Annotated in this window: 20 protein-coding genes; 18 read left to right on the forward strand and 2 right to left on the reverse strand. The window is 71.1% G+C overall.

Annotation, left to right across the window (positions count from 1 at the left end; translation table 11 throughout):
* Positions 1–18: 18 nt before the first annotated feature.
* A complete protein-coding gene (gene rpsD / locus OG373_RS31150) occupies positions 19–630 on the forward strand; it encodes a 30S ribosomal protein S4 (RefSeq protein WP_008740451.1) in 612 nt (203 codons plus the stop codon).
* An 83-nt stretch (positions 631–713) separates the two neighbouring features.
* On the opposite strand, the gene OG373_RS31155 is transcribed toward rpsD, so the two are convergent.
* Positions 714–2,897 carry an ATP-binding protein gene (locus OG373_RS31155; RefSeq protein ID WP_405441665.1) on the reverse strand — a complete coding sequence of 728 codons (2,184 nt, stop codon included), beginning with the start codon at positions 2,895–2,897 and terminating at the stop codon, positions 714–716.
* 147 nt (positions 2,898–3,044) lie between these two features.
* Between OG373_RS31155 and OG373_RS31160 the strand changes: the two genes are divergently transcribed.
* The 15 genes from OG373_RS31160 to nusB all read left to right on the forward strand — a co-directional run bounded on the left by OG373_RS31160 (position 3,045) and on the right by nusB (position 16,569).
* Positions 3,045–3,488: a DUF948 domain-containing protein gene (locus OG373_RS31160; protein ID WP_405441666.1), complete on the forward strand. Its 444-nt coding sequence runs from the start codon at positions 3,045–3,047 to the stop codon at positions 3,486–3,488.
* An 8-nt stretch (positions 3,489–3,496) separates the two neighbouring features.
* Positions 3,497–3,841: a DUF6167 family protein gene (locus OG373_RS31165; protein WP_397733303.1), complete on the forward strand. Its 345-nt coding sequence runs from the start codon at positions 3,497–3,499 to the stop codon at positions 3,839–3,841.
* Entirely contained in the window at positions 3,841–6,510 is a 2,670-nt protein-coding gene (alaS, locus tag OG373_RS31170; RefSeq protein WP_405441667.1) for an alanine--tRNA ligase, read from the forward strand. Before OG373_RS31165 ends, alaS begins: the two co-directional genes overlap by 1 nt.
* A gap of 2 nt (positions 6,511–6,512) precedes the next feature.
* Complete coding sequence (gene ruvX / locus OG373_RS31175) at positions 6,513–6,983, forward strand: Holliday junction resolvase RuvX (protein WP_030387206.1); 471 nt, start codon at positions 6,513–6,515, stop codon at positions 6,981–6,983.
* A 128-nt stretch (positions 6,984–7,111) separates the two neighbouring features.
* On the forward strand, positions 7,112–8,941 hold the full coding sequence (gene mltG / locus OG373_RS31180) for an endolytic transglycosylase MltG (RefSeq protein ID WP_405441669.1): 1,830 nt from the start codon (positions 7,112–7,114) through the stop codon (positions 8,939–8,941).
* 6 nt (positions 8,942–8,947) lie between these two features.
* Entirely contained in the window at positions 8,948–9,772 is an 825-nt protein-coding gene (locus tag OG373_RS31185) for a shikimate dehydrogenase (RefSeq protein ID WP_405441671.1), read from the forward strand.
* A 31-nt stretch (positions 9,773–9,803) separates the two neighbouring features.
* Complete coding sequence (locus tag OG373_RS31190; protein ID WP_397733311.1) at positions 9,804–9,995, forward strand: hypothetical protein; 192 nt, start codon at positions 9,804–9,806, stop codon at positions 9,993–9,995.
* Between the two features lie 132 nt (positions 9,996–10,127).
* Positions 10,128–11,312, forward strand: coding sequence for a chorismate synthase (gene aroC / locus OG373_RS31195; RefSeq protein ID WP_405441673.1), 1,185 nt, complete (start codon positions 10,128–10,130; stop codon positions 11,310–11,312).
* On the forward strand, positions 11,309–11,827 hold the full coding sequence (locus tag OG373_RS31200) for a shikimate kinase (RefSeq protein ID WP_405441675.1): 519 nt from the start codon (positions 11,309–11,311) through the stop codon (positions 11,825–11,827). The genes aroC and OG373_RS31200 overlap by 4 nt, the downstream gene beginning before the upstream one ends.
* The gene (aroB, locus tag OG373_RS31205) at positions 11,824–12,915 is read left to right on the forward strand and encodes a 3-dehydroquinate synthase (protein ID WP_189972643.1); all 1,092 of its coding nucleotides are present in this window, start codon (positions 11,824–11,826) and stop codon (positions 12,913–12,915) included. Before OG373_RS31200 ends, aroB begins: the two co-directional genes overlap by 4 nt.
* A complete protein-coding gene (gene aroQ, locus OG373_RS31210) occupies positions 12,912–13,352 on the forward strand; it encodes a type II 3-dehydroquinate dehydratase (protein WP_030387213.1) in 441 nt (146 codons plus the stop codon). The genes aroB and aroQ overlap by 4 nt, the downstream gene beginning before the upstream one ends.
* A 92-nt stretch (positions 13,353–13,444) precedes the next feature.
* Positions 13,445–14,245 carry an AAA family ATPase gene (locus OG373_RS31215; protein WP_405441678.1) on the forward strand — a complete coding sequence of 267 codons (801 nt, stop codon included), beginning with the start codon at positions 13,445–13,447 and terminating at the stop codon, positions 14,243–14,245.
* Positions 14,246–14,398: 153 nt separating this feature from the next.
* Positions 14,399–15,505, forward strand: a complete 1,107-nt coding sequence (locus OG373_RS31220) for an aminopeptidase P family protein (RefSeq protein WP_405441680.1) — start codon at positions 14,399–14,401, stop codon at positions 15,503–15,505.
* 59 nt (positions 15,506–15,564) lie between these two features.
* Entirely contained in the window at positions 15,565–16,131 is a 567-nt protein-coding gene (gene efp, locus OG373_RS31225) for an elongation factor P (RefSeq protein ID WP_189972641.1), read from the forward strand.
* A 3-nt stretch (positions 16,132–16,134) separates the two neighbouring features.
* Complete coding sequence (gene nusB, locus OG373_RS31230; protein ID WP_405441681.1) at positions 16,135–16,569, forward strand: transcription antitermination factor NusB; 435 nt, start codon at positions 16,135–16,137, stop codon at positions 16,567–16,569.
* Positions 16,570–16,734: 165 nt separating this feature from the next.
* On the opposite strand, the gene bldD is transcribed toward nusB, so the two are convergent.
* Positions 16,735–17,235 carry a transcriptional regulator BldD gene (bldD, locus tag OG373_RS31235; RefSeq protein ID WP_030008755.1) on the reverse strand — a complete coding sequence of 167 codons (501 nt, stop codon included), beginning with the start codon at positions 17,233–17,235 and terminating at the stop codon, positions 16,735–16,737.
* A 287-nt stretch (positions 17,236–17,522) separates the two neighbouring features.
* On the opposite strand from bldD, the gene pyrR reads away from it, so the two are divergent.
* Together pyrR and OG373_RS31245 are read left to right on the forward strand one after the other, a co-directional pair.
* A complete protein-coding gene (gene pyrR, locus OG373_RS31240; RefSeq protein WP_397733325.1) occupies positions 17,523–18,098 on the forward strand; it encodes a bifunctional pyr operon transcriptional regulator/uracil phosphoribosyltransferase PyrR in 576 nt (191 codons plus the stop codon).
* 107 nt (positions 18,099–18,205) lie between these two features.
* Complete coding sequence (locus tag OG373_RS31245; protein WP_397733327.1) at positions 18,206–19,198, forward strand: aspartate carbamoyltransferase catalytic subunit; 993 nt, start codon at positions 18,206–18,208, stop codon at positions 19,196–19,198.

Raw genomic sequence — 19,198 nt, forward strand, 5'->3', positions numbered from 1 at the left:
CATGGAGGTAGGTTCCACGTGAACCAGAAGCGACCCAAGGTCAAGAAGTCGCGTGCCCTCGGCATTGCGCTGACCCCGAAGGCCGTCAAGTACTTCGAGGCCCGCCCCTACCCGCCGGGCGAGCACGGCCGTGGCCGCAAGCAGAACTCGGACTACAAGGTTCGTCTGCTGGAGAAGCAGCGTCTGCGCGCTCAGTACGACATCTCTGAGCGTCAGATGGCCCGCGCGTACGACCGCGCCAAGAAGGCCGAAGGCAAGACGGGCGAGGCGCTTGTCGTCGAGCTCGAGCGTCGCCTCGACGCCCTGGTTCTGCGTTCGGGCATCGCCCGCACCATCTACCAGGCCCGCCAGATGGTCGTTCACGGCCACATCGAGGTCAACGGCGACAAGGTCGACAAGCCGTCGTTCCGTGTCCGTCCGGACGACGTCATCACCGTGCGCGAGCGCAGCCGCGAGAAGGTTCCGTTCCAGGTTGCCCGCGAGGGTGGCTACGCAGGCGAGGGCGAGACCCCGCGCTACCTGCAGGTCAACCTGAAGGCCCTGGCCTTCCGCCTGGACCGCGACCCGAACCGCAAGGAAATCCCGGTCATCTGCGACGAGCAGCTCGTCGTCGAGTACTACGCCCGCTGATGCAGGCCTAGTCTCACTGGCTGGTCGGCCCGCCGTCCCCTCCGGGGGGCGGCGGGTTTTCCGTTTCCGCCACCGGCCCGGCCTCAGGGCTGCGGCTGCTCCGCCGCCGCGCCCCGCGGCACCCGGGAGCCGCGCGGCCGCCCCGCCTGCCGCGGCACCCCGCCGGGGCCCCCGCCGCTTTCCTCCGGATCGCGCAGCGCCCGCCCCACCAGCGCCTCTCGGCTCAGCTCCCGCCCCTCGGCCTCGTACGCCGCGTAGCGCTCGGCGCCCAGCAGCTCGCCCGCCTGCTCCCGGCACATCAGCCGCGGGGCGTTGAAGTAGCCCGAGCCGAACAGCTGGAGCCCCACCCCGCCCCACATCGGCTCCGCCGCGCCCTGGAGCACCGCGGCCTCGGCCGCGTCCCCCTCCGCGACCGTGACCAGCGCCAGCAGCTCCAGCGCGAGCACCAGCCCGACCAGATCGTGGAAGACGTGGTTGATCGCCACGCACTCGGTCAGCAGCAGCCGCGCCTTCCGGGTGCGCCCCGCGTCGAGGGCCGCGTACGCGAGGACGTACAGGGCGTACGCCTTCGTCCAGCGCTCCCCGCGCTCCTCGCAGATCTCCCGGACCTCCCCGCACAGCGCGAGCGCGCCCGGCAGGTCGCCGAGGAAGGCCAGGGCCATCCCCAGCTCCACCTGGCACATCAGCACGTTGCTGTTCAGCTCGCCGGCCGCCCGGTACTGCTCCAGCGCCGTGCCCAGCAGCTCCCGGGCCCGCCCCATGTCGTCCGAGACCAGCGCCAGACACCCCATCCGGTGCACGGCATAGGCCGCCGCCACCGGGTTCCCGCTCTGCGCCGCCCCGTCCCGGCACTCGTACAGGGCGCTCATCGAGGCCGCCGCGTCGCCCTGCAGCGCCGCGACGTAGCCCAGTACCCACAGGGCCTTCAGCCGCGAGCTCTCGTACTCCGACCCGGCCTGGTCCACCGGCTCCAGGGTCCGCTCCAGCCAGTGCCGGCCCTCGGTCAGGCGCCCGCAGCCGGCCCAGTAGAACCACAGCGTCCCCGCCAGGTACTGGCCCAGATGCGCCTCGTCCGGCTCGTCCAGGCAGCACTCAAGGGCGAGCCGGAGGTTCGGCAGCTCCGCCTCCACCAGCGCGGCCACCTCCTGCTGGCGCGGGCTGAACCAGTCCAGCTCGCACCACGTGGCCAGCCCCACGTACCAGTCCCGGTGGCGCCGCCGCAGACGTCCGGCGTCGCCCAGCGACTCCAGCCAGGCCGCCCCGTACACCCGTACGGTCTCCAGCATGCGCAGGCGTACCCCGGCGGGTGTCTCCTCCCTGACCAGCAGGGACTGGGCCTGCAGCTCCCCGACCAGGTCCAGCACCTCCTCCACCGGCAGATCCGGGCCCGCGCACACGTATTCGACGGCGTCGAGGTCGAACTGCCCCGCGAACACCGACAACCGCGCCCACAGCAGCCGCTCCGCCGGCGTGCACAGCTCGTGGCTCCAGCCGATGGCCGTACGCAGCGCCCGGTGCCGGGCGAGCCCGCCGCGCGCACCGCCCGTCAGCAGCGCGAAGCGGTCCTCCAGCCGGGCGAGCACCTGGGCGGGGGACAGCGTCCGCAGCCGGCCCGCCGCCAGTTCCAGGGCCAGCGGGATCCCGTCGAGCCGGGCACACAGTTCGACCAGCGCGGCCCGGTTGTCCGCGGTCACGGCGAAGGCCGGGTCGGCCGCGCGGGCCCGGGCCGTCAGCAGGGCCAGCGCCTCCTCCGGGACCGGCGGGGCCAGGGGGAGGGTCAGCTCCCCCTCCAGGGCCAGCGGGCGCCGGCCCGCCGCGAGGACGCGCAGGCCGGGGCAGCGGCGCAGCAGGTCCCGTACCAGGTCGGCGCACTCGTCGACCAGCTGCTCGTAGCCGTCCAGGACCAGCAGCAGCCGGCGCCCGGACAGGTGCTCGGCCAGGACGGTCCGGGGCGGGCGGGTGGTGTGGTCGGTCAGCTCCAGCGCCTCGGCGAGGGCCAGCTCCAGCAGCGCGGGATCCCGCACGGTGGCCAGCTCGGCCAACCACACCCCGTCGCAGTAGCGTTCCTTCGCTCCCTCGGCGGCGCCCTGGGCCGCCGCGAGCGCGAGCCGGGACTTGCCCACCCCGCCCACGCCGGTCACCGTCACGAGCCGGGAGCACTCCAGGAGCCGCCCCAGCTCGGCGAGTTCGCCACCCCGCCCGATGAACCGGCCGAGCTCCGAGGGAAGATTGCCCCCGGCGGTACTTCGAAGGGGTCTCTGTCCCATGGGACACGGAGGGTACTGGTCCGGATGCGCTGCGTTCAAGGCGGGTCCCGTCCTCCCCGAATTCGGGTAAGGCCGGGGATCTCCGGCGCGATAGGGTCGGAGGGCGAATAGTCCTGCACTTCAGGAATAGACAGAGAGCGGTGTGACGTGTCCGGTGTAGAGGTGGCCGGGATCATCGTGGCCGTCTTCTGGGCCATCCTGATCTCCTTCCTGGCCGTGGCCCTCGTGAGGTTGGCCCAGGTACTGAGGGCGACCACCAAGCTGGTGGCCGACGTGACCGACCAGGCCGTCCCGCTGCTGGCCGACGCCTCCAACACCGTCCGCTCCGCGCGCACCCAGCTGGACCGCGTCGACGCCATCGCGAGCGATGTCCAGGAGGTCACCTCCAACGCCTCCGCCCTGTCCTCCACCGTTGCCACCGCCTTCGGCGGGCCGCTGGTGAAGGTCGCGGCCTTCGGCTACGGGGTCCGCAAGGCGCTGGGCAAGGGGGATGCCGCGACGTCGGGCGGCACGCCGCCGAAGACATCCCGACGAACCGTGATCGTTGGCCGTACGGTGCCCGCCGCCCGGCGCCGCAGGCAGAAGGGCTGAGACCGCCGATGTTCCGCCGAGCCTTCTGGTTCACCGCAGGCGCAGCCGCCGGCGTGTGGGCCACCACCAAGGTCAACCGCCAGCTGAAGAAGCTGACGCCGGAGAGTCTCGCGGCCCAGGCGGCCGACAAGGCCGTGGAAGCGGGTCACCGCCTCAAGGACTTCGCCCTCGACGTCAAGGCGGGAATGACGCAGCGCGAGGACGAGCTGAACGACGCACTGGGGCTCCACCAGGACCCCGACCGGCCCGACAACGTCACGGCCCTCCCCGGGCCGCGGCGGCTGCGGGCCATCGAGCACACCAAGACCACCTACCGCCCCAACCTTTCGTACGACCGGAATGAGGACCACTGATGGAGTCGGCTGAAATTCGCCGCCGCTGGCTGAGCTTCTTCGAGGAGCGCGGTCACGCCGTTGTCCCTTCGGCGTCGCTCATCGCGGACGACCCGACTCTGCTGCTGGTGCCCGCGGGCATGGTGCCGTTCAAGCCCTACTTCCTGGGCGAGGTCAAGCCTCCGGCGCCGACGCTCACGAGCGTGCAGAAGTGCGTCCGTACGCCGGACATCGAAGAGGTCGGCAAGACCACCCGCCACGGCACGTTCTTCCAGATGTGCGGCAACTTCTCCTTCGGGGACTACTTCAAGGAAGGCGCCATCAAGTACGCCTGGGAGCTGCTCACCAGCTCCGTGGCGGACGGCGGCTACGGCCTCGAGCCGGAGAAGCTCTGGATCACCGTCTACCTCGACGACGACGAGGCCGAGACGATCTGGCGCGACGTGATCGGCGTGCCCGCCGAGCGGATCCAGCGCCTGGGCAAGAAGGACAACTTCTGGTCCATGGGCGTCCCCGGCCCCTGCGGTCCGTGCTCCGAGATCAACTACGACCGCGGCCCCGAGTTCGGCGTCGAGGGCGGCCCGGCCGTCAACGACGAGCGCTACGTGGAGATCTGGAACCTGGTCTTCATGCAGTACGAGCGCGGCGCGGGCGACGGGAAGGAAGACTTCCCGATCCTCGGCGACCTGCCGTCGAAGAACATCGACACGGGCCTGGGCCTGGAACGCCTCGCGATGATCCTGCAGGGCGTGCAGAACATGTACGAGACCGACACCCTGCGCGTGGTCATGGACAAGGCCACCGAGCTGACCGGCGTGCGGTACGGCGCCGAGCAGGGCACGGACGTCTCGCTGCGCGTGGTCGCCGACCACATCCGCACCTCGACCATGCTCATCGGCGACGGCGTCACCCCCGGCAACGAGGGCCGCGGCTATGTGCTGCGCCGCATCATGCGCCGCGCCATCCGCAACATGCGCCTCATGGGCGCCACCGGTCCCGTCGTCCAGGACCTGGTGGACGTCGTGATCAACACGATGGGCCAGCAGTACCCGGAGCTCGTCACCGACCGCAAGCGCATCGAGACCGTCGCGCTCGCCGAGGAGGCCGCCTTCCTCAAGGCCGTCAAGGGTGGCACCAACATCCTCGACACCGCCGTGACCGAGACCAAGGCCGCCGGCGGCACGGTCCTCTCCGGCGACAAGGCGTTCCTGCTCCACGACACCTGGGGCTTCCCGATCGACCTCACCCTGGAGATGGCCGCCGAGCAGGGCCTCTCCGTGGACGAGCCCGGCTTCCGCCGTCTGATGCAGGAGCAGCGCGACCGCGCCAAGGCCGACGCCAAGGCGAAGAAGACCGGCCACGCGGACATGTCCGCCTACCGGGAGATCGCCGACGGCTCCGGCGCCACCGAGTTCACCGGCTACGCCACCAACCAGGGCGAGTCGACCATCGTCGGCCTCCTGGTCAACGGCGTCTCCGCGCCCGCCGCCTCCGAGGGCGACGAGGTCGAGGTCGTCCTCGACCGCACCCCCTTCTACGCCGAGGGCGGTGGCCAGCTCGCCGACCAGGGCCGCATCAAGCTCGACTCGGGCGCCGTCATCGTCGTCCGCGACGTGCAGCAGCCGGTTCCGGGCGTCTCCGTGCACAAGGGCTCCGTCCAGGTCGGCGAGGTGACCGTGGGCGCCTCCGCGTACGCCGCCATCGACGTGAACCGCCGCCGGGCCATCGCCCGTGCCCACTCGGCCACGCACCTCACCCACCAGGCGCTGCGCGACGCCCTCGGCCCGACGGCCGCCCAGGCCGGTTCCGAGAACAGCCCCGGCCGCTTCCGCTTCGACTTCGGTTCCCCGAACGCCGTCCCCGGCTCGGTCCTCACCGACGTCGAGCAGAAGATCAACGACGTGCTGTCGCGCGAGCTCGACGTCACCGCCGAGATCATGAGCATCGACGAGGCGAAGAAGCAGGGCGCCATCGCCGAGTTCGGCGAGAAGTACGGCGAGCGCGTCCGCGTGGTCACCATCGGCGACTTCTCCAAGGAGCTGTGCGGCGGCACGCACGTCGGCAACACCGCCCAGCTGGGTCTGGTGAAGCTGCTCGGCGAGTCCTCCATCGGCTCCGGCGTGCGCCGCGTCGAGGCCCTGGTGGGCGTGGACGCGTACAACTTCCTCGCCAAGGAGCACACGGTCGTCGCCCAGCTCCAGGAGCTCGTGAAGGGCCGCCCGGAGGAGCTGCCGGAGAAGATCGCCTCCATGCTCGGCAAGCTGAAGGACGCCGAGAAGGAGATCGAGAAGTTCCGCGCGGAGAAGGTTCTCCAGGCCGCCGCCGGTCTCGCCGCGAACGCCCAGGACATCCACGGTGTCGCCCTGGTCGTGGGCCAGGTGCCGGACGGCACCGGTGCCGACGACCTGCGCAAGCTGGTCCTCGACGTCCGTGGCCGCATCCAGGGCGACCGCCCGGCCGTCGTGGCCCTGTTCGCCGTGTCCGGCGGCCGCCCGCTGACCGTCATCGCCACCAACGAGGCCGCCCGCGAGCGTGGCCTCAAGGCCGGCGACCTGGTCCGTACGGCTGCCAAGACCCTCGGTGGCGGCGGTGGCGGCAAGCCCGACGTGGCCCAGGGCGGCGGTCAGAACCCGGACGCCGTTCCGGAAGCCATCAGCGCCGTCGAGCGCCTCGTCGTCGAGACGGCCTGACGATGACTCTGCGCCGCGGCCGCCGGCTCGCCATCGATGTCGGTGATGCCCGCATCGGGGTCGCCTCGTGCGACCCCGACGGGGTGTTGGCCACACCGGTGGAGACCGTTCCGGGCCGGGACATCCCCTTCGCCCACCGGCGGCTGCGGCAGCTCGTCGAGGAGTACGAGCCCCTCGAAGTCGTGGTCGGCCTCCCCCGTTCGCTCAGCGGGCGGGAGGGGCCGGCGGCGGCCAAGGTCCGCGTCTTCGCGAACGAACTCGCCAAGGGCATCAAGCCGGTGACGGTCCGTCTGGTGGACGAGCGGATGACCACGGTCACCGCCGCACAAGGACTGCGGGCCTCCGGAAAGAACGCCAAGAAGGGCCGGTCGGTCATCGACCAGGCGGCCGCTGTGGTGATCCTTCAGAACGCTCTTGAGACCGAACGGGTATCAGGTAATCCGCCCGGTGAGTGCGTCGAAGTGGTTGTCTGATCGCGATACGGTAACGTTCCGCGCGATGAGACGGCATTCGAACAGCCGTCGCCCACCGTCAAAGAGGCGGAACCGGGTGCCACGGACGACGGAGTCCGTGGCCTCCGTCTCGCGGCTCTAGGGGACCGATGACTGAGTATGGCCGGGGCCGTGGCCCCGAACCCTGGCACCCCGAGGATCCCCTTTACGGGGACCAGGGGTGGACCGGGCACCAGACCCAGCAGGGCCAGGTGCCTTACAGCGGTGCCCCGCAGCAGGAGTTCCCGCAGGAGCCTCAGTACCAGCAGCAGTACCCCCCGCAGCAGCAGTACCAGCAGTACCCGGAGCACCAGCAGCAGTACCCGCAGGAGCCCCAGTACCAGCAGGGGCAGTACGCGCAGCAGCAGTACGAGCAGGGGCAGTACCCCCAGGGCGGCCCCCAGGGCCCCCAGGGCCAGTACCCGCAGCAGGCGCAGCAGCAGTATGCGCAGCAGCAGGCCTACGCCCAGCAGCAGGCCCAGCAGCGGGCCTATGCCCAGCAGCAGGCGCAGCCCCAGCCCCAGCCGGTGTACGACAGCCAGGGCTGGGACACCGGCCAGGTCCAGTACGCCTCCGCGGTGCAGACCGGTCCGTACGCGGGCGTGGACCCCTACACCCAGCAGCCCGTGACGGGCTACCCCGGTGAGGCTCCCGACCACTACAGCACCGAGGACGCCTACGCGCCGCCGCAGCCCCCGGGCAGGCGTCACCCGGCACCGGAACCGGTCGAGGAGGAGGAAGAGCCGGAGAGCGGCCTCCTCGCCGCGGGCGGCGGCCGTGACGGCGACGACGACGGTGACGGCGACGAGCCCGGTGACGGGCGCCGGGGCGGCCGCAAGGGCGGCAGCCCCAAGAAGCGCAGCGGCATGGCCTGCCTGGTCGCCGCGACCGTCATCCTCGGCGTGGTCGGCGGTGGCGGCTACTACGGCTACAACTACATCAAGGCCAGGTTCAGCTCGGCCGAGGACTTCGCGGGCGAGGGAACCGGCGAGATCGTCGAGGTCGAGATCCCCAAGGGCTCCGGCCTCATGCAGATGGGCCTGATCCTCAAGAAGGCGGGCGTCGTCGCCAGCGGTCAGGCCTTCGCCGACGCCGCGGCCAAGCTCCCGCCGGGCAAGGCCATCCAGGCCGGCGTCTACCCGCTCAGGAAGAAGATGTCGGCGGCGTCCGCCGTCGAGGTCATGAGCGACCCGACGAAGCTGAACGTCATCACGGTCACCGAGGGCATGCGCAACACCACGGTGTACGCGGCGATCGACAAGAAGCTGGGCCAGCAGGAGGGCACCACCGCCGAGATCGCCAAGCGCGAGGTCAAGAACCTCGGCCTGCCGGCCTGGGCGAACAACAACCCGAAGCTCATCGACCCGCTCGAAGGCTTCCTGTACCCGACCCGCTACGACCTCAGCAAGGACAGCACCCCCGATACCCTGCTCAAGCAGATGGTCAAGAACGCGAGCGACAAGTACGCGGAGCTGGGCATCGAGGGCAAGGCCAAGGAGCTGGGCCTGGAGAATCCCCTCCAGGTGGTCACGGTCGCCAGCCTCGTCAACGCCGAGGGCAAGAACCACGACGACTTCCGCAAGATGGCCGAGGTGGTCTACAACCGCCTCAAGAAGACCAACGACGTCACGAACCAGAAGCTCCAGTTCGACTCGACGTACAACTACGTCAGGAACCAGAGCGAGATCAACTTCAACCTGAAGGAAGCCCAGGCCTTCGATCACCCCTACAACACGCACTTCGTCAGGGGACTGCCCACCGGCCCGATCGGGAACCCGGGCCTGGACGCCCTGACCGCTACGCTCAGCCCGGACCACGGTGGCTGGATGTTCTTCGTGTCGGTCGACGGAAACACGACGACCTTCACCAAGACCTACGAAGAGCACACGAAGCTGGCCAACGAGTTCCAGGAACGGCAGAAGCAGAAGAACGGCGGATAGCAGGACATGGCACGCATAAGGGCCGCGGTGTTGGGTTCGCCCATTGAGCACTCCCTCTCACCGGTGCTGCACCGCGCCGCTTATCAGGAGCTCGGCCTCGACGACTGGTCGTACGACCGCTTCGAGATCGACGAGGCCGCGCTCCCGGAGTTCGTGGCAGACCTCGGCCCCGAGTGGGCCGGACTGTCCCTGACCATGCCGCTCAAGCGGGCGATCATCCCGCTGCTGGACGGCATCAGCGACACGGCCGCCTCCGTCGAGACGGTCAACACGGTCGTCTTCACCGAGGACGGCCGGCGCCTCGGCGACAACACCGACATCCCCGGCATCGTCGCCGCGCTCCACGAGCGCGGCGTCGAGAAGGTGCCCTCCGCCGCGATCCTCGGCGCCGGGGCCACCGCCTCCTCGGCGCTCGCCGCCCTCGCGCGGATCTGCTCCGGCGAGGTCACCGCGTACGTCCGCTCGCAGGCCCGCGCCGACGAGATGCGGCAGTGGGGCGAGCGGCTCGGCGTACCCGTCCGCACGGCCGACTGGTCCGAGGCGGCCACGGCCCTGTCCGCGCCCCTGGTGATCGCCACCACCCCGGCCGGCACGACCGACGCGCTGGCCGGCTCCGTACCGGAAGGTGCGGGCACCCTCTTCGACGTCCTCTACGACCCCTGGCCGACCGCACTGGCCGCGGCCTGGTCGGGACAGGGCGGCCGGGTCGTCGGCGGCCTGGACCTGCTCGTGCACCAGGCCGTGCTCCAGGTCGAGCGGATGACGGGCCGGACCCCGGGTCCGCTCGCCGCCATGAGGGCCGCCGGAGAACGGGCGCTCACCTCCCGTTAGGCTTTCCACCTGCACATTCACGGGGGGCGGCATGGACGGGAATGACACGGACCAGGTACTGGCGTCGAAGTGGGATCTCCCCTTCGTGCTCTTCCACATGGCCAGGGTGGCCTTCGGCGGCCTGCCTCTGTGGACCAAGGCGATCACGATCGGACTCCTCGGTTCCGTCATCCTGTGGTCAGCGATCACCTGGCACCGCGAGCGCGGCCGACGGGTCCGCTGACCATTCGGGCGTCCGAGGGCTGGACCGGGGCCCGAGAAACCCCTGCGGACATGGGAGGATCGGGTGAGGCGGGTCCGGGCCGCGCACCCGATCGCGCCGTCGCTGTACCAGGCGCGAGCATGAGGAGCATCGTTGAGCAGGTTGCGTTGGCTGACCGCCGGGGAGTCCCACGGACCGGCACTGGTGGCGACGCTGGAGGGCCTTCCCGCCGGCGTCCCGGTCACCACCGAGCTGGTGGCCGACCACTTGGCCCGGCGCCGGCTCGGCTACGGCCGCGGTGCCCGGATGAAGTTCGAGCAGGACGAGATCACCTTCCTGGGCGGCGTCCGGCACGGTCTGTCGCTGGGTTCCCCCGTGGCCGTCATGGTCGGCAACAGTGAGTGGCCCAAGTGGGAGACGGTCATGTCGGCCGACCCGGTCGACCCCTCCCTGCTCAAGGACACCGGCCGCAACGCGCCGCTGACCCGTCCCCGGCCCGGCCACGCGGACCTCGCCGGCATGCAGAAGTACGGCTTCGACGAGGCCCGGCCGATCCTGGAGCGCGCCAGCGCCCGGGAGACCGCGGCCCGCGTAGCCCTCGGCGCGATCGCCCGCTCCTTCCTCAAGGAGGTCGCCGGCATCGAGATCGTCTCGCACGTGGTGGAGCTGGCCGCGGCCAAGGCCCCGTACGGCGTCTACCCGACCCCCGCCGACGTCGAGAAGCTCGACGCCGACCCGGTGCGCTGCCTCGACGCCGACGCCAGCAAGGCGATGGTCGCCGAGATCGACCAGGCCCACAAGGACGGCGACACCCTCGGCGGCGTCGTCGAGGTGCTCGCGTACGGGGTCCCCGTCGGCCTCGGCTCGCACGTCCACTGGGACCGCCGGCTCGACGCCCGTCTCGCCGCCGCCCTCATGGGCATCCAGGCCATCAAGGGCGTCGAGGTCGGCGACGGCTTCGAGCTCGCCCGCGTCCCCGGCTCCAAGGCGCACGACGAGATCGTCTCCACCCCCGAGGGTCTGCGGCGCACCTCCGGTCGCTCCGGCGGCACCGAGGGCGGTCTGACCACCGGCGAACTGCTGCGCGTACGGGCCGCGATGAAGCCCATCGCGACCGTCCCGCGCGCACTGGCGACCGTCGACGTGGCCACCGGAGAGGCGACGGCGGCCCACCACCAGCGCTCCGACGTGTGCGCCGTGCCGGCCGCCGGCATCGTCGCCGAGGCCATGGTCGCCCTCGTGCTGGCCGACGCGGTCGTAGAGAAGTTCGGCGGTGACTCCGTCCCGGAGACCCGCCGCAACGTCCGGTCGTACCTCGACAACCTGCAGATCCGGTGACCGCCGGACCACTGGTCGTCCTCGTCGGACCCATGGGGTCCGGCAAGTCCACGGTGGGGGCGCTGCTCGCCGAGCGGCTCGGCGTCCCCTACCGGGACACCGACGCCGACATCGTCTCGGCCCAGGGCCGGGAGATCTCCGACATCTTCGTCGACGAGGGCGAGCCGTACTTCCGTGAGCTGGAGCGGCAGGCGGTCGCCGCCGCCGTCGCCGGGCACACCGGAGTCCTCGCCCTCGGCGGCGGCGCCGTCCTCGACGGGGGCACCCGCGAGCTGCTCGCCGGTCTGCCCGTCGCCTACCTGTCGATGGACGTCGAGGAAGCCGTACGCCGGGTGGGCCTCGGCGCCGCCCGCCCGCTGCTGGCCGTCAACCCGCGCCGCCAGTGGCGCGAGCTGATGGACGCCCGGCGCCCCCTGTACACCGAAGTCGCGCGCGTCGTGGTGGCCACCGACGACCGCACCCCCGAAGAGGTCGCCCAGGCGGTCCTCGACGCTCTGGAGTTGAAGGACGTATGACAGACCAGGTGACGCGGATCCAGGTCGGCGCGAGCGCCGGACACGACGCGTACGACGTGCTCGTCGGGCGGCAGCTGCTCGGCGAGCTCGGCTCCCTGATCGGTACGAAGGCCCAGCGGGTCGCCGTGATCCACCCCGAGGCGCTGGCCTCGACCGGTGAGGCGCTGCGCGACGACCTGGCCGAGCAGGGCTACGAGGCGGTCGCCATCCAGGTGCCGAACGCCGAGGAGGCCAAGACGATCGAGGTGGCCGCCTACTGCTGGAAGGCCCTCGGCCAGTCCGGCTTCACCCGCACCGACGTGATCGTCGGTGTCGGTGGGGGAGCCACCACCGACCTCGCGGGCTTCGTCGCGGCCAGTTGGCTGCGCGGGGTCCGCTGGATCGCCGTACCGACCACCGTCCTCGCGATGGTGGACGCGGCGGTCGGCGGCAAGACGGGCATCAACACCGCCGAGGGCAAGAACCTCGTGGGCGCCTTCCACCCGCCGGCCGGCGTGCTGTGCGACCTGGCGGCGCTGGACTCGCTGCCGGTCAACGACTACGTCAGCGGCCTCGCCGAGATCATCAAGGCCGGATTCATCTCCGACCCGGTGATCCTCGACCTGATCGAGGCGGACCCGGCGGCGGCCCGTACGCCCGAGGGCCCGCACACCGCCGAGCTCATCGTGCGCTCCATCCAGGTCAAGGCCGACGTGGTCTCCAGCGACCTCAAGGAGTCGGGGCTCCGCGAGGTCCTGAACTACGGCCACACCCTCGCGCACGCCATCGAGAAGAACGAGCGCTACAAGTGGCGGCACGGCGCGGCCGTGTCCGTCGGCATGGTCTTCGCCGCCGAACTCGGCCGGCTCGCGGGCCGCCTGGACGACGCGACGGCCGACCGGCACCGGGAGATCCTGGCCGCCGTGGGCCTGCCGCTGACCTACCGCGGCGACCAGTGGCCCAAGCTGCTCCAGACCATGCAGGTCGACAAGAAGTCCCGCGGCAACCTGCTGCGCTTCATCGTCCTCGACGGACTGGGCAAGCCGACCGTCCTGGAGGGTCCCGACCCGGCGCACCTGATCGCCGCCTACGGCGAGGTATCGGCGTGAGCCGCCCCGTGCTCGTGCTGAACGGTCCCAACCTGGGCCGGCTCGGCTCGCGCGAGCCCGACGTGTACGGGGCCACCTCGTACGCCGGGCTGGTGGAGAGCTGCCGTTCGCTGGGCGAGGAGCTCGGCTTCGACGTCGAGGTCCGCGAGACCAACGACGAGGGCGAGCTGATCCGCTGGCTGCACGAGGCGGCGGACGGGAAGATCCCCGTGGTCATCAACCCGGGGGCCTTCACCCACTACTCGTACGGCATGCGGGACGCGGCCGCGCAGCGCACGGCGCCGCTGATCGAGGTGCACATCTCGAACCCGTACGCCCGCGAGGAGTTCCGGCACACCTCGGTCATCGCCGCCGTGGCGACCGGAACGGTGGCGGGCTTCGGTATCGGTTCGTACCGACTGGCGCTTCGCGCACTGGCGGACGAGATCTCCGCCTGACACGCTGCCTGACGGTGCTGGTGGACGGCCGGGCCCCGGCAGTCATATAACGTTCTCGCATCAGTCGCCGGAACGAGATGGAGTGGCAGCGGATGCAGCACGGAGTGGGGGGCGGGGGAGCGGGCCGGTGGCAGCCGGGACCGCACCCGTCGGCGCCCCCGCAGCCGCCGATACCCCCGGCGCAGGGCTGGCCGGGGTCGCCCCCGCCGCAGTCTCCGCACCAGCCGCCCCACCAGCCCCATCAGCAGCAGCCGTCGTATCCGTCGCAACCCGTGCCTCCCGTGCCGGAGCCCACCGGGCACATCCCGCTGCCGCCCGCCGTGGCGGGTACCGGCGGGGCCGTCCTCGCCGTGCTGCTGATCGGTCCGGCCGGCGCCGGGAAGACCACCGTCGCCCGGCACTGGGCCGGCACCCGGCCGGTACCGACCGCCCACGTGAGCCTGGACGACGTCCGCGAGTGGGTCTGCTCCGGCTTCGCGGACCCGCAGGCGGGCTGGAACGAGCACTCCGAGGCCCAGTACCGGCTCGCACGCCGCACCTGCGGCTTCGCCGCCCGCAACTACCTGGCGAACGGCATCTCCTGCATCCTGGACGACGCCGTCTTCCCCGACCGGCCCGTCGTCGGGCTCGGCGGCTGGAAGCGGCACGTGGGTCCGACCCTGCTGCCCGTGGTGCTCCTGCCCGGCCTGGAGATCGTCCTGGAGCGCAACGCGGCCCGCTCCGGCAACCGCCGGCTCTCCGACGAGGAGGTCGCGCGGATCCACGGCCGGATGGCCGGCTGGTACGGCTCCGGCCTGCCGATCATCGACAACTCCCACCTCGACGTCGAAGGCACCGCCCGCGCCCTCGACGAGGCACTGGCCCGCGCCCTGGCGGCTCCCGGCGGCTGGTAGGACCTCATCCCGCCGGACGCCCCGCCGCACACGCCGTCGGACGCCCGGCCGCACGCTCCTTCGGGCACCCCGCCGGACACCGCCGGATGCCCCGGGGCCCGTCCGGACGCGCTCGCCGGGCCGGATCCCGCGGGCGCTCGTACGCTCGAAGACATGTCAGACGTGTACGCCGCCCGCCGGAGCCTGCTTCGCGACCGATGCGCCGCCGCGGGGAACGCCGCCGCACTGATCACGCGTCCGGCGAACGTCCGCTACCTCTCCGGGGCGTCCCCGCTCGGCGCGGTGCTGCTCGTCGGCCCCGCCGAGGACATGCTCTTCTGCGCCGGTGCGCCCACCGGCGAGGCCGACGAGGGCCGCCTCGACGAACGCCTGGACGTCTCCGTCCTCGACAGCCCCGGCGGTGATCCGGCCGTCGCCGCCGCCGACCTGGCCGCCGCCCTGCGCGCCGAGTCGCTCGCCGTGGAGGAACACCACCTCACCGTCGGCCGGCACCGGGCCCTGCGCTCCGTGGCGCCCAAGCTGCGCCTCGCGGACCTCGGCACCGCCGTCGAGCAGCAGCGCCTCGTCAAGGACGAGGAGGAGATCGCCTGCCTGCGGATCGCCGCGGAGATCGCCGACCAGGCCCTCGGCGAGCTGCTGGAGTCCATCCTCGTGGGACGTACCGAACGGCACCTCGCCCTGGAGCTGGAACGCAGGCTCGTCGACCACGGGGCGGACGGCCCCGCCTTCCCCACCTCCGTCGGCACCGGCCCGCACTCGGGCCGCTCCCGGCACCGGCCCTCCGACCGCAGGGTGGAGGAGAGCGACTTCCTCACGGTCTGCCTGGGCGCCAACTACCGCGGCTACCGGTGCGAGATCGGGCGGACCTTCGTGATCGGCACCAGCCCGGCCGACTGGCAGATCGAGCTGTACGACCTCGTCTTCACCGCCCAGCGGGCCGGGCGCGAGGCCCTGTTGCCGGGGGCCGCGTACCGGGACGTGGACCATGCCGCACGCTCCGTCCTGGACTCGGCAGGGCACGCGGAAGCCCTGGCTCCGTCGACCGGACACGGCGTGGGCCTCGAAATCGACGAGGACCCGCAGCTTGCACCTACGGCAATGGGTAAACTGGACGCTTGCGTGCCGGTCACCGTCGAACCGGGGGTTCACCTCCCGGGCCGGGGAGGTGTCCGGATCGATGACACGCTCGTCGTACGCCCCGAGGCGGACGGCGGTCCCGAGCTACTCACCATTACGACCAAGGAGCTGCTCGCGCTCTAGCCGGCTCTGCCGGTCCGTGCGCGCACCCGTGGTCTTCCAGTGCAGGAGATTCCGCAACCGTGGCTTCCACGAACGACCTCAAGAACGGCATGGTGCTGAAGCTCGACGGGGGCCAGCTCTGGTCCGTCGTCGAGTTCCAGCACGTCAAGCCCGGCAAGGGCCCGGCCTTCGTGCGTACCAAGCTGAAGAGCGTGATGTCCGGCAAGGTCGTCGACAAGACGTTCAACGCCGGCACCAAGGTCGAGACGGCCACCATCGACCGCCGTGACATGCAGTTCTCTTACATGGACGGCGAGTACTTCGTCTTCATGGACATGAGCACCTTCGACCAGCTGATGGTCGACAAGAAGGCTGTCGGCGACGCCGCCAACTTCCTGATCGAGGGCTTCACCGCCTCCGTCGCCCAGCACGAGGGCGAGGTGCTCTACGTCGAGCTCCCGGCCGCGGTCGAGCTCAAGATCGAGCACACCGACCCGGGCGTCCAGGGCGACCGCTCCACCGGTGGCACCAAGCCCGCCACGCTGGAGACGGGCTACGAGATCCAGGTCCCGCTCTTCGTCACCACCGGCGAGACGGTCAAGGTCGACACCCGCACCAGCGACTACCTCGGCCGGAAGAGCAACTAACCCGTGGCTGCTCGGAGCAATGCGCGCAAGCGCGCCTTCCAGATCCTTTTCGAGGCCGACCAGCGCGGGGTGCCCGTACGCGAGGTGCTCGCGGACTGGATCCGTCACGCGCGGTCGGACGACCGGCAGCCGCCGGTCAGCGCCTTCACGATGGATCTCGTCGAGGGTTACGCCGACAAGGTGAACCGCATCGACGACCTGATCGTCACCTACGCCGTGGACTGGGACATCGACCGCATGCCGGTCGCCGACCGGAACATCCTGCGGCTCGGTGCCTACGAGCTGATCTGGGTGGACGACACCCCGGACGCCGTGGCCATCGACGAGGCCGTCCAGCTGGCCAAGGAGTTCTCGACGGACGAGTCCCCCTCGTTCGTGAACGGCCTGCTGGCCCGCTTCAAGGACCTGAAGCCGAACCTGCGGCGCAGCGAGAGCTGACCGCACGGCCCGGCGCCGGCACCGCCATACGGAAGGGCCCGCAACGGCATCGTTGCGGGCCCTTCCGTATGGGGGCGCGAGCGAACGAAAAACCGGCGGGCGCCGGACCCCCGCAAGGGTTCGGCGCCCACCGGTAAACGTTTCTGCTGGTCTGGGGCCCGGAACTCAGAGTTCCTCGTGCGCCACCGCACGACGGGCGTCCGCGTCCAGGACGCCCCAGCTGATCAGCTGCTCGGTCAGGACCGACGGGGACTGGTCGTAGATCACGGCGAGGGTGCGCAGGTCGTCCTGGCGGATCGACAGCACCTTGCCGTTGTAGTCGCCGCGCTGGCTCTGGATCGTCGCGGCGTAGCGCTGCAGCGGGCCGGCCTTCTCGGCGGGGACGCCCGCCAGGCGCTCCAGGTCGAGACGCAGCTTCGGCGGCGGCTCGGCCGCCCCGCCGGGAGTCGTGCCCGGCAGCAGTTCCTGAACCGGAACCCCGTAGAAGTCCGCCAGCTCGGCAAGACGCTGGACGGTCACGGCGCGGTCCCCGCGCTCGTACGAACCGACCACGACGGCCTTCCACCGGCCCTGGGACTTCTCCTCGACACCGTGGAGGGAAAGGCCCTGCTGGGTGCGGATGGCGCGGAGCTTGGCCCCGAGCTGTTTGGCGTATTCGCTGGACATAACGCTCCCGGACGCTGTGACGCTGTGACTGATGGACACTGCGACTACGTAACTACGTGCGGCTCCGCCGCGCGGCTGGTAACTCACTGTGAGGTTACGCAGCGTTACTTGGATGCGTCAAGCCGAATGGTCTTGGTCGCCCCTCGGGGGGTCACTCCCGGCAGCCGTGTGAGAGCCGTTCCGTTCCGGCCCGGTCCGAGTCACCGGACTCTCCCTGGTACCGTGTGAGACGTACATCAGACGTCCTTTAAGGTCCGTCCCGTGAGGCGGAGAAGGAGGTCCTTTTCATGGACACTCAGCAGCACACCGATTCCATGCGCCCCGTGCTGGACGCGCAGGACATCGCGCGGGTCCTGACCCGCATCGCCCACGAGATCGTCGAACGCGCCAAGGGCGCCGACGACGTGGTGCTCCTCGGCATTCCCACCCGCGGTGTCTACCTCGCCCGCCGGCTGGCCGCCAAGCTCGAAGAGATCACCGGTACGAAGATCCCGGTCGGCTCCCTCGACATCACCATGTACCGCGACGACCTGCGGATGAAGCCCGCCCGCGCGATCGGTCGCACCGAGATCCCCGGCGACGACCTCGACGGCCGCCTGGTCGTCCTCGTCGACGACGTGCTCTTCTCCGGCCGCACCATCCGTGCCGCCCTCGACGCCCTGGGCGACCTCGGCCGCCCCCGCGCCGTGCAGCTCGCGGTCCTCGTCGACAGAGGCCACCGCGAACTGCCGATCCGCGCCGACTACGTCGGCAAGAACCTCCCCACGTCGCTGCGGGAGACCGTCAAGGTCCAGCTCCAGGAGGAGGACGGCCGTGACGCCGTGCTGCTCGGCCAGCGGACCGCCCCGGCCGCAGGGCAGTAGACCGTCCGAGTGACGGGCCCCGACCGGGCCCGCGCCGCGGCCTGCCCTGCCCGCACGCACCTCCGCCCGTCAGTCCGCCTGCCCTCCCGACCTACGGAGCCATCCAGATGAAGCGCCACCTCATCTCGGCCGCCGATCTCACGCGCGACGACGCCGTCCTGATCCTCGACACCGCCGAGGAGATGGCCCGCGTCGCGGACCGGCCGATCAAGAAGCTGCCCACCCTGCGCGGCCTCACCGTCGTCAACCTCTTCTTCGAGGACTCGACCCGTACCCGGATCTCCTTCGAGGCGGCCGCCAAGCGGCTCTCTGCCGATGTCATCAACTTCTCCGCCAAGGGTTCGTCCGTTTCCAAGGGCGAATCCCTGAAGGACACCGCGCTCACCCTGGAGGCCATGGGAGCCGACGCGGTCGTCATCCGCCACCACGCCTCCGGCGCCCCCTACCGGCTCGCGACCTCCGGCTGGATCGACTCCGCCGTCGTCAACGCCGGCGACGGCACCCACGAGCACCCCACCCAGGCCCTGCTGGACGCCTTCACCATGCGCCGCCGCCTGGTCGGCCGCGACGCCGGCCTCGGCAAGGACCTGAACGGCCGCCGGATCACCATCGTCGGCGACATCCTGCACAGCCGCGTGGCCCGCTCCAACGTCCACCTGCTGCACACCCTCGGCGCCGAGGTCACCCTGGTGGCCCCGCCCACGCTCGTCCCGATCGGCGTCGAGACCTGGCCGTGCGAGGTCTCGTACAGCCTCGACGACGTGCTGCCGAAGTCCGATGCGGTGATGATGCTGCGTGTGCAGCGCGAACGCATGAACGCCGCCTTCTTCCCGACCGAGCGCGAGTACTCCCGCCGGTACGGGCTCGACGGCGACCGCATGGCGAAGATGCCCGAGCACGCCATCGTGATGCACCCCGGCCCGATGAACCGCGGCATGGAGATCACCGCCCAGGTCGCCGACTCCGACCGCTGCACCGCCGTCGAGCAGGTCGCCAACGGCGTCTCCACCCGGATGGCCGTCCTGTACCTGCTGCTCGGCGGCTCCGAGCCCGCCGTCACCACCACCCCCGCAGCCACGCGTACCGAGGAGAGCAAGTAA

It is taken from the genome of Streptomyces avidinii (assembly GCF_045161815.1).
Lineage (GTDB): Bacteria > Actinomycetota > Actinomycetes > Streptomycetales > Streptomycetaceae > Streptomyces > Streptomyces avidinii.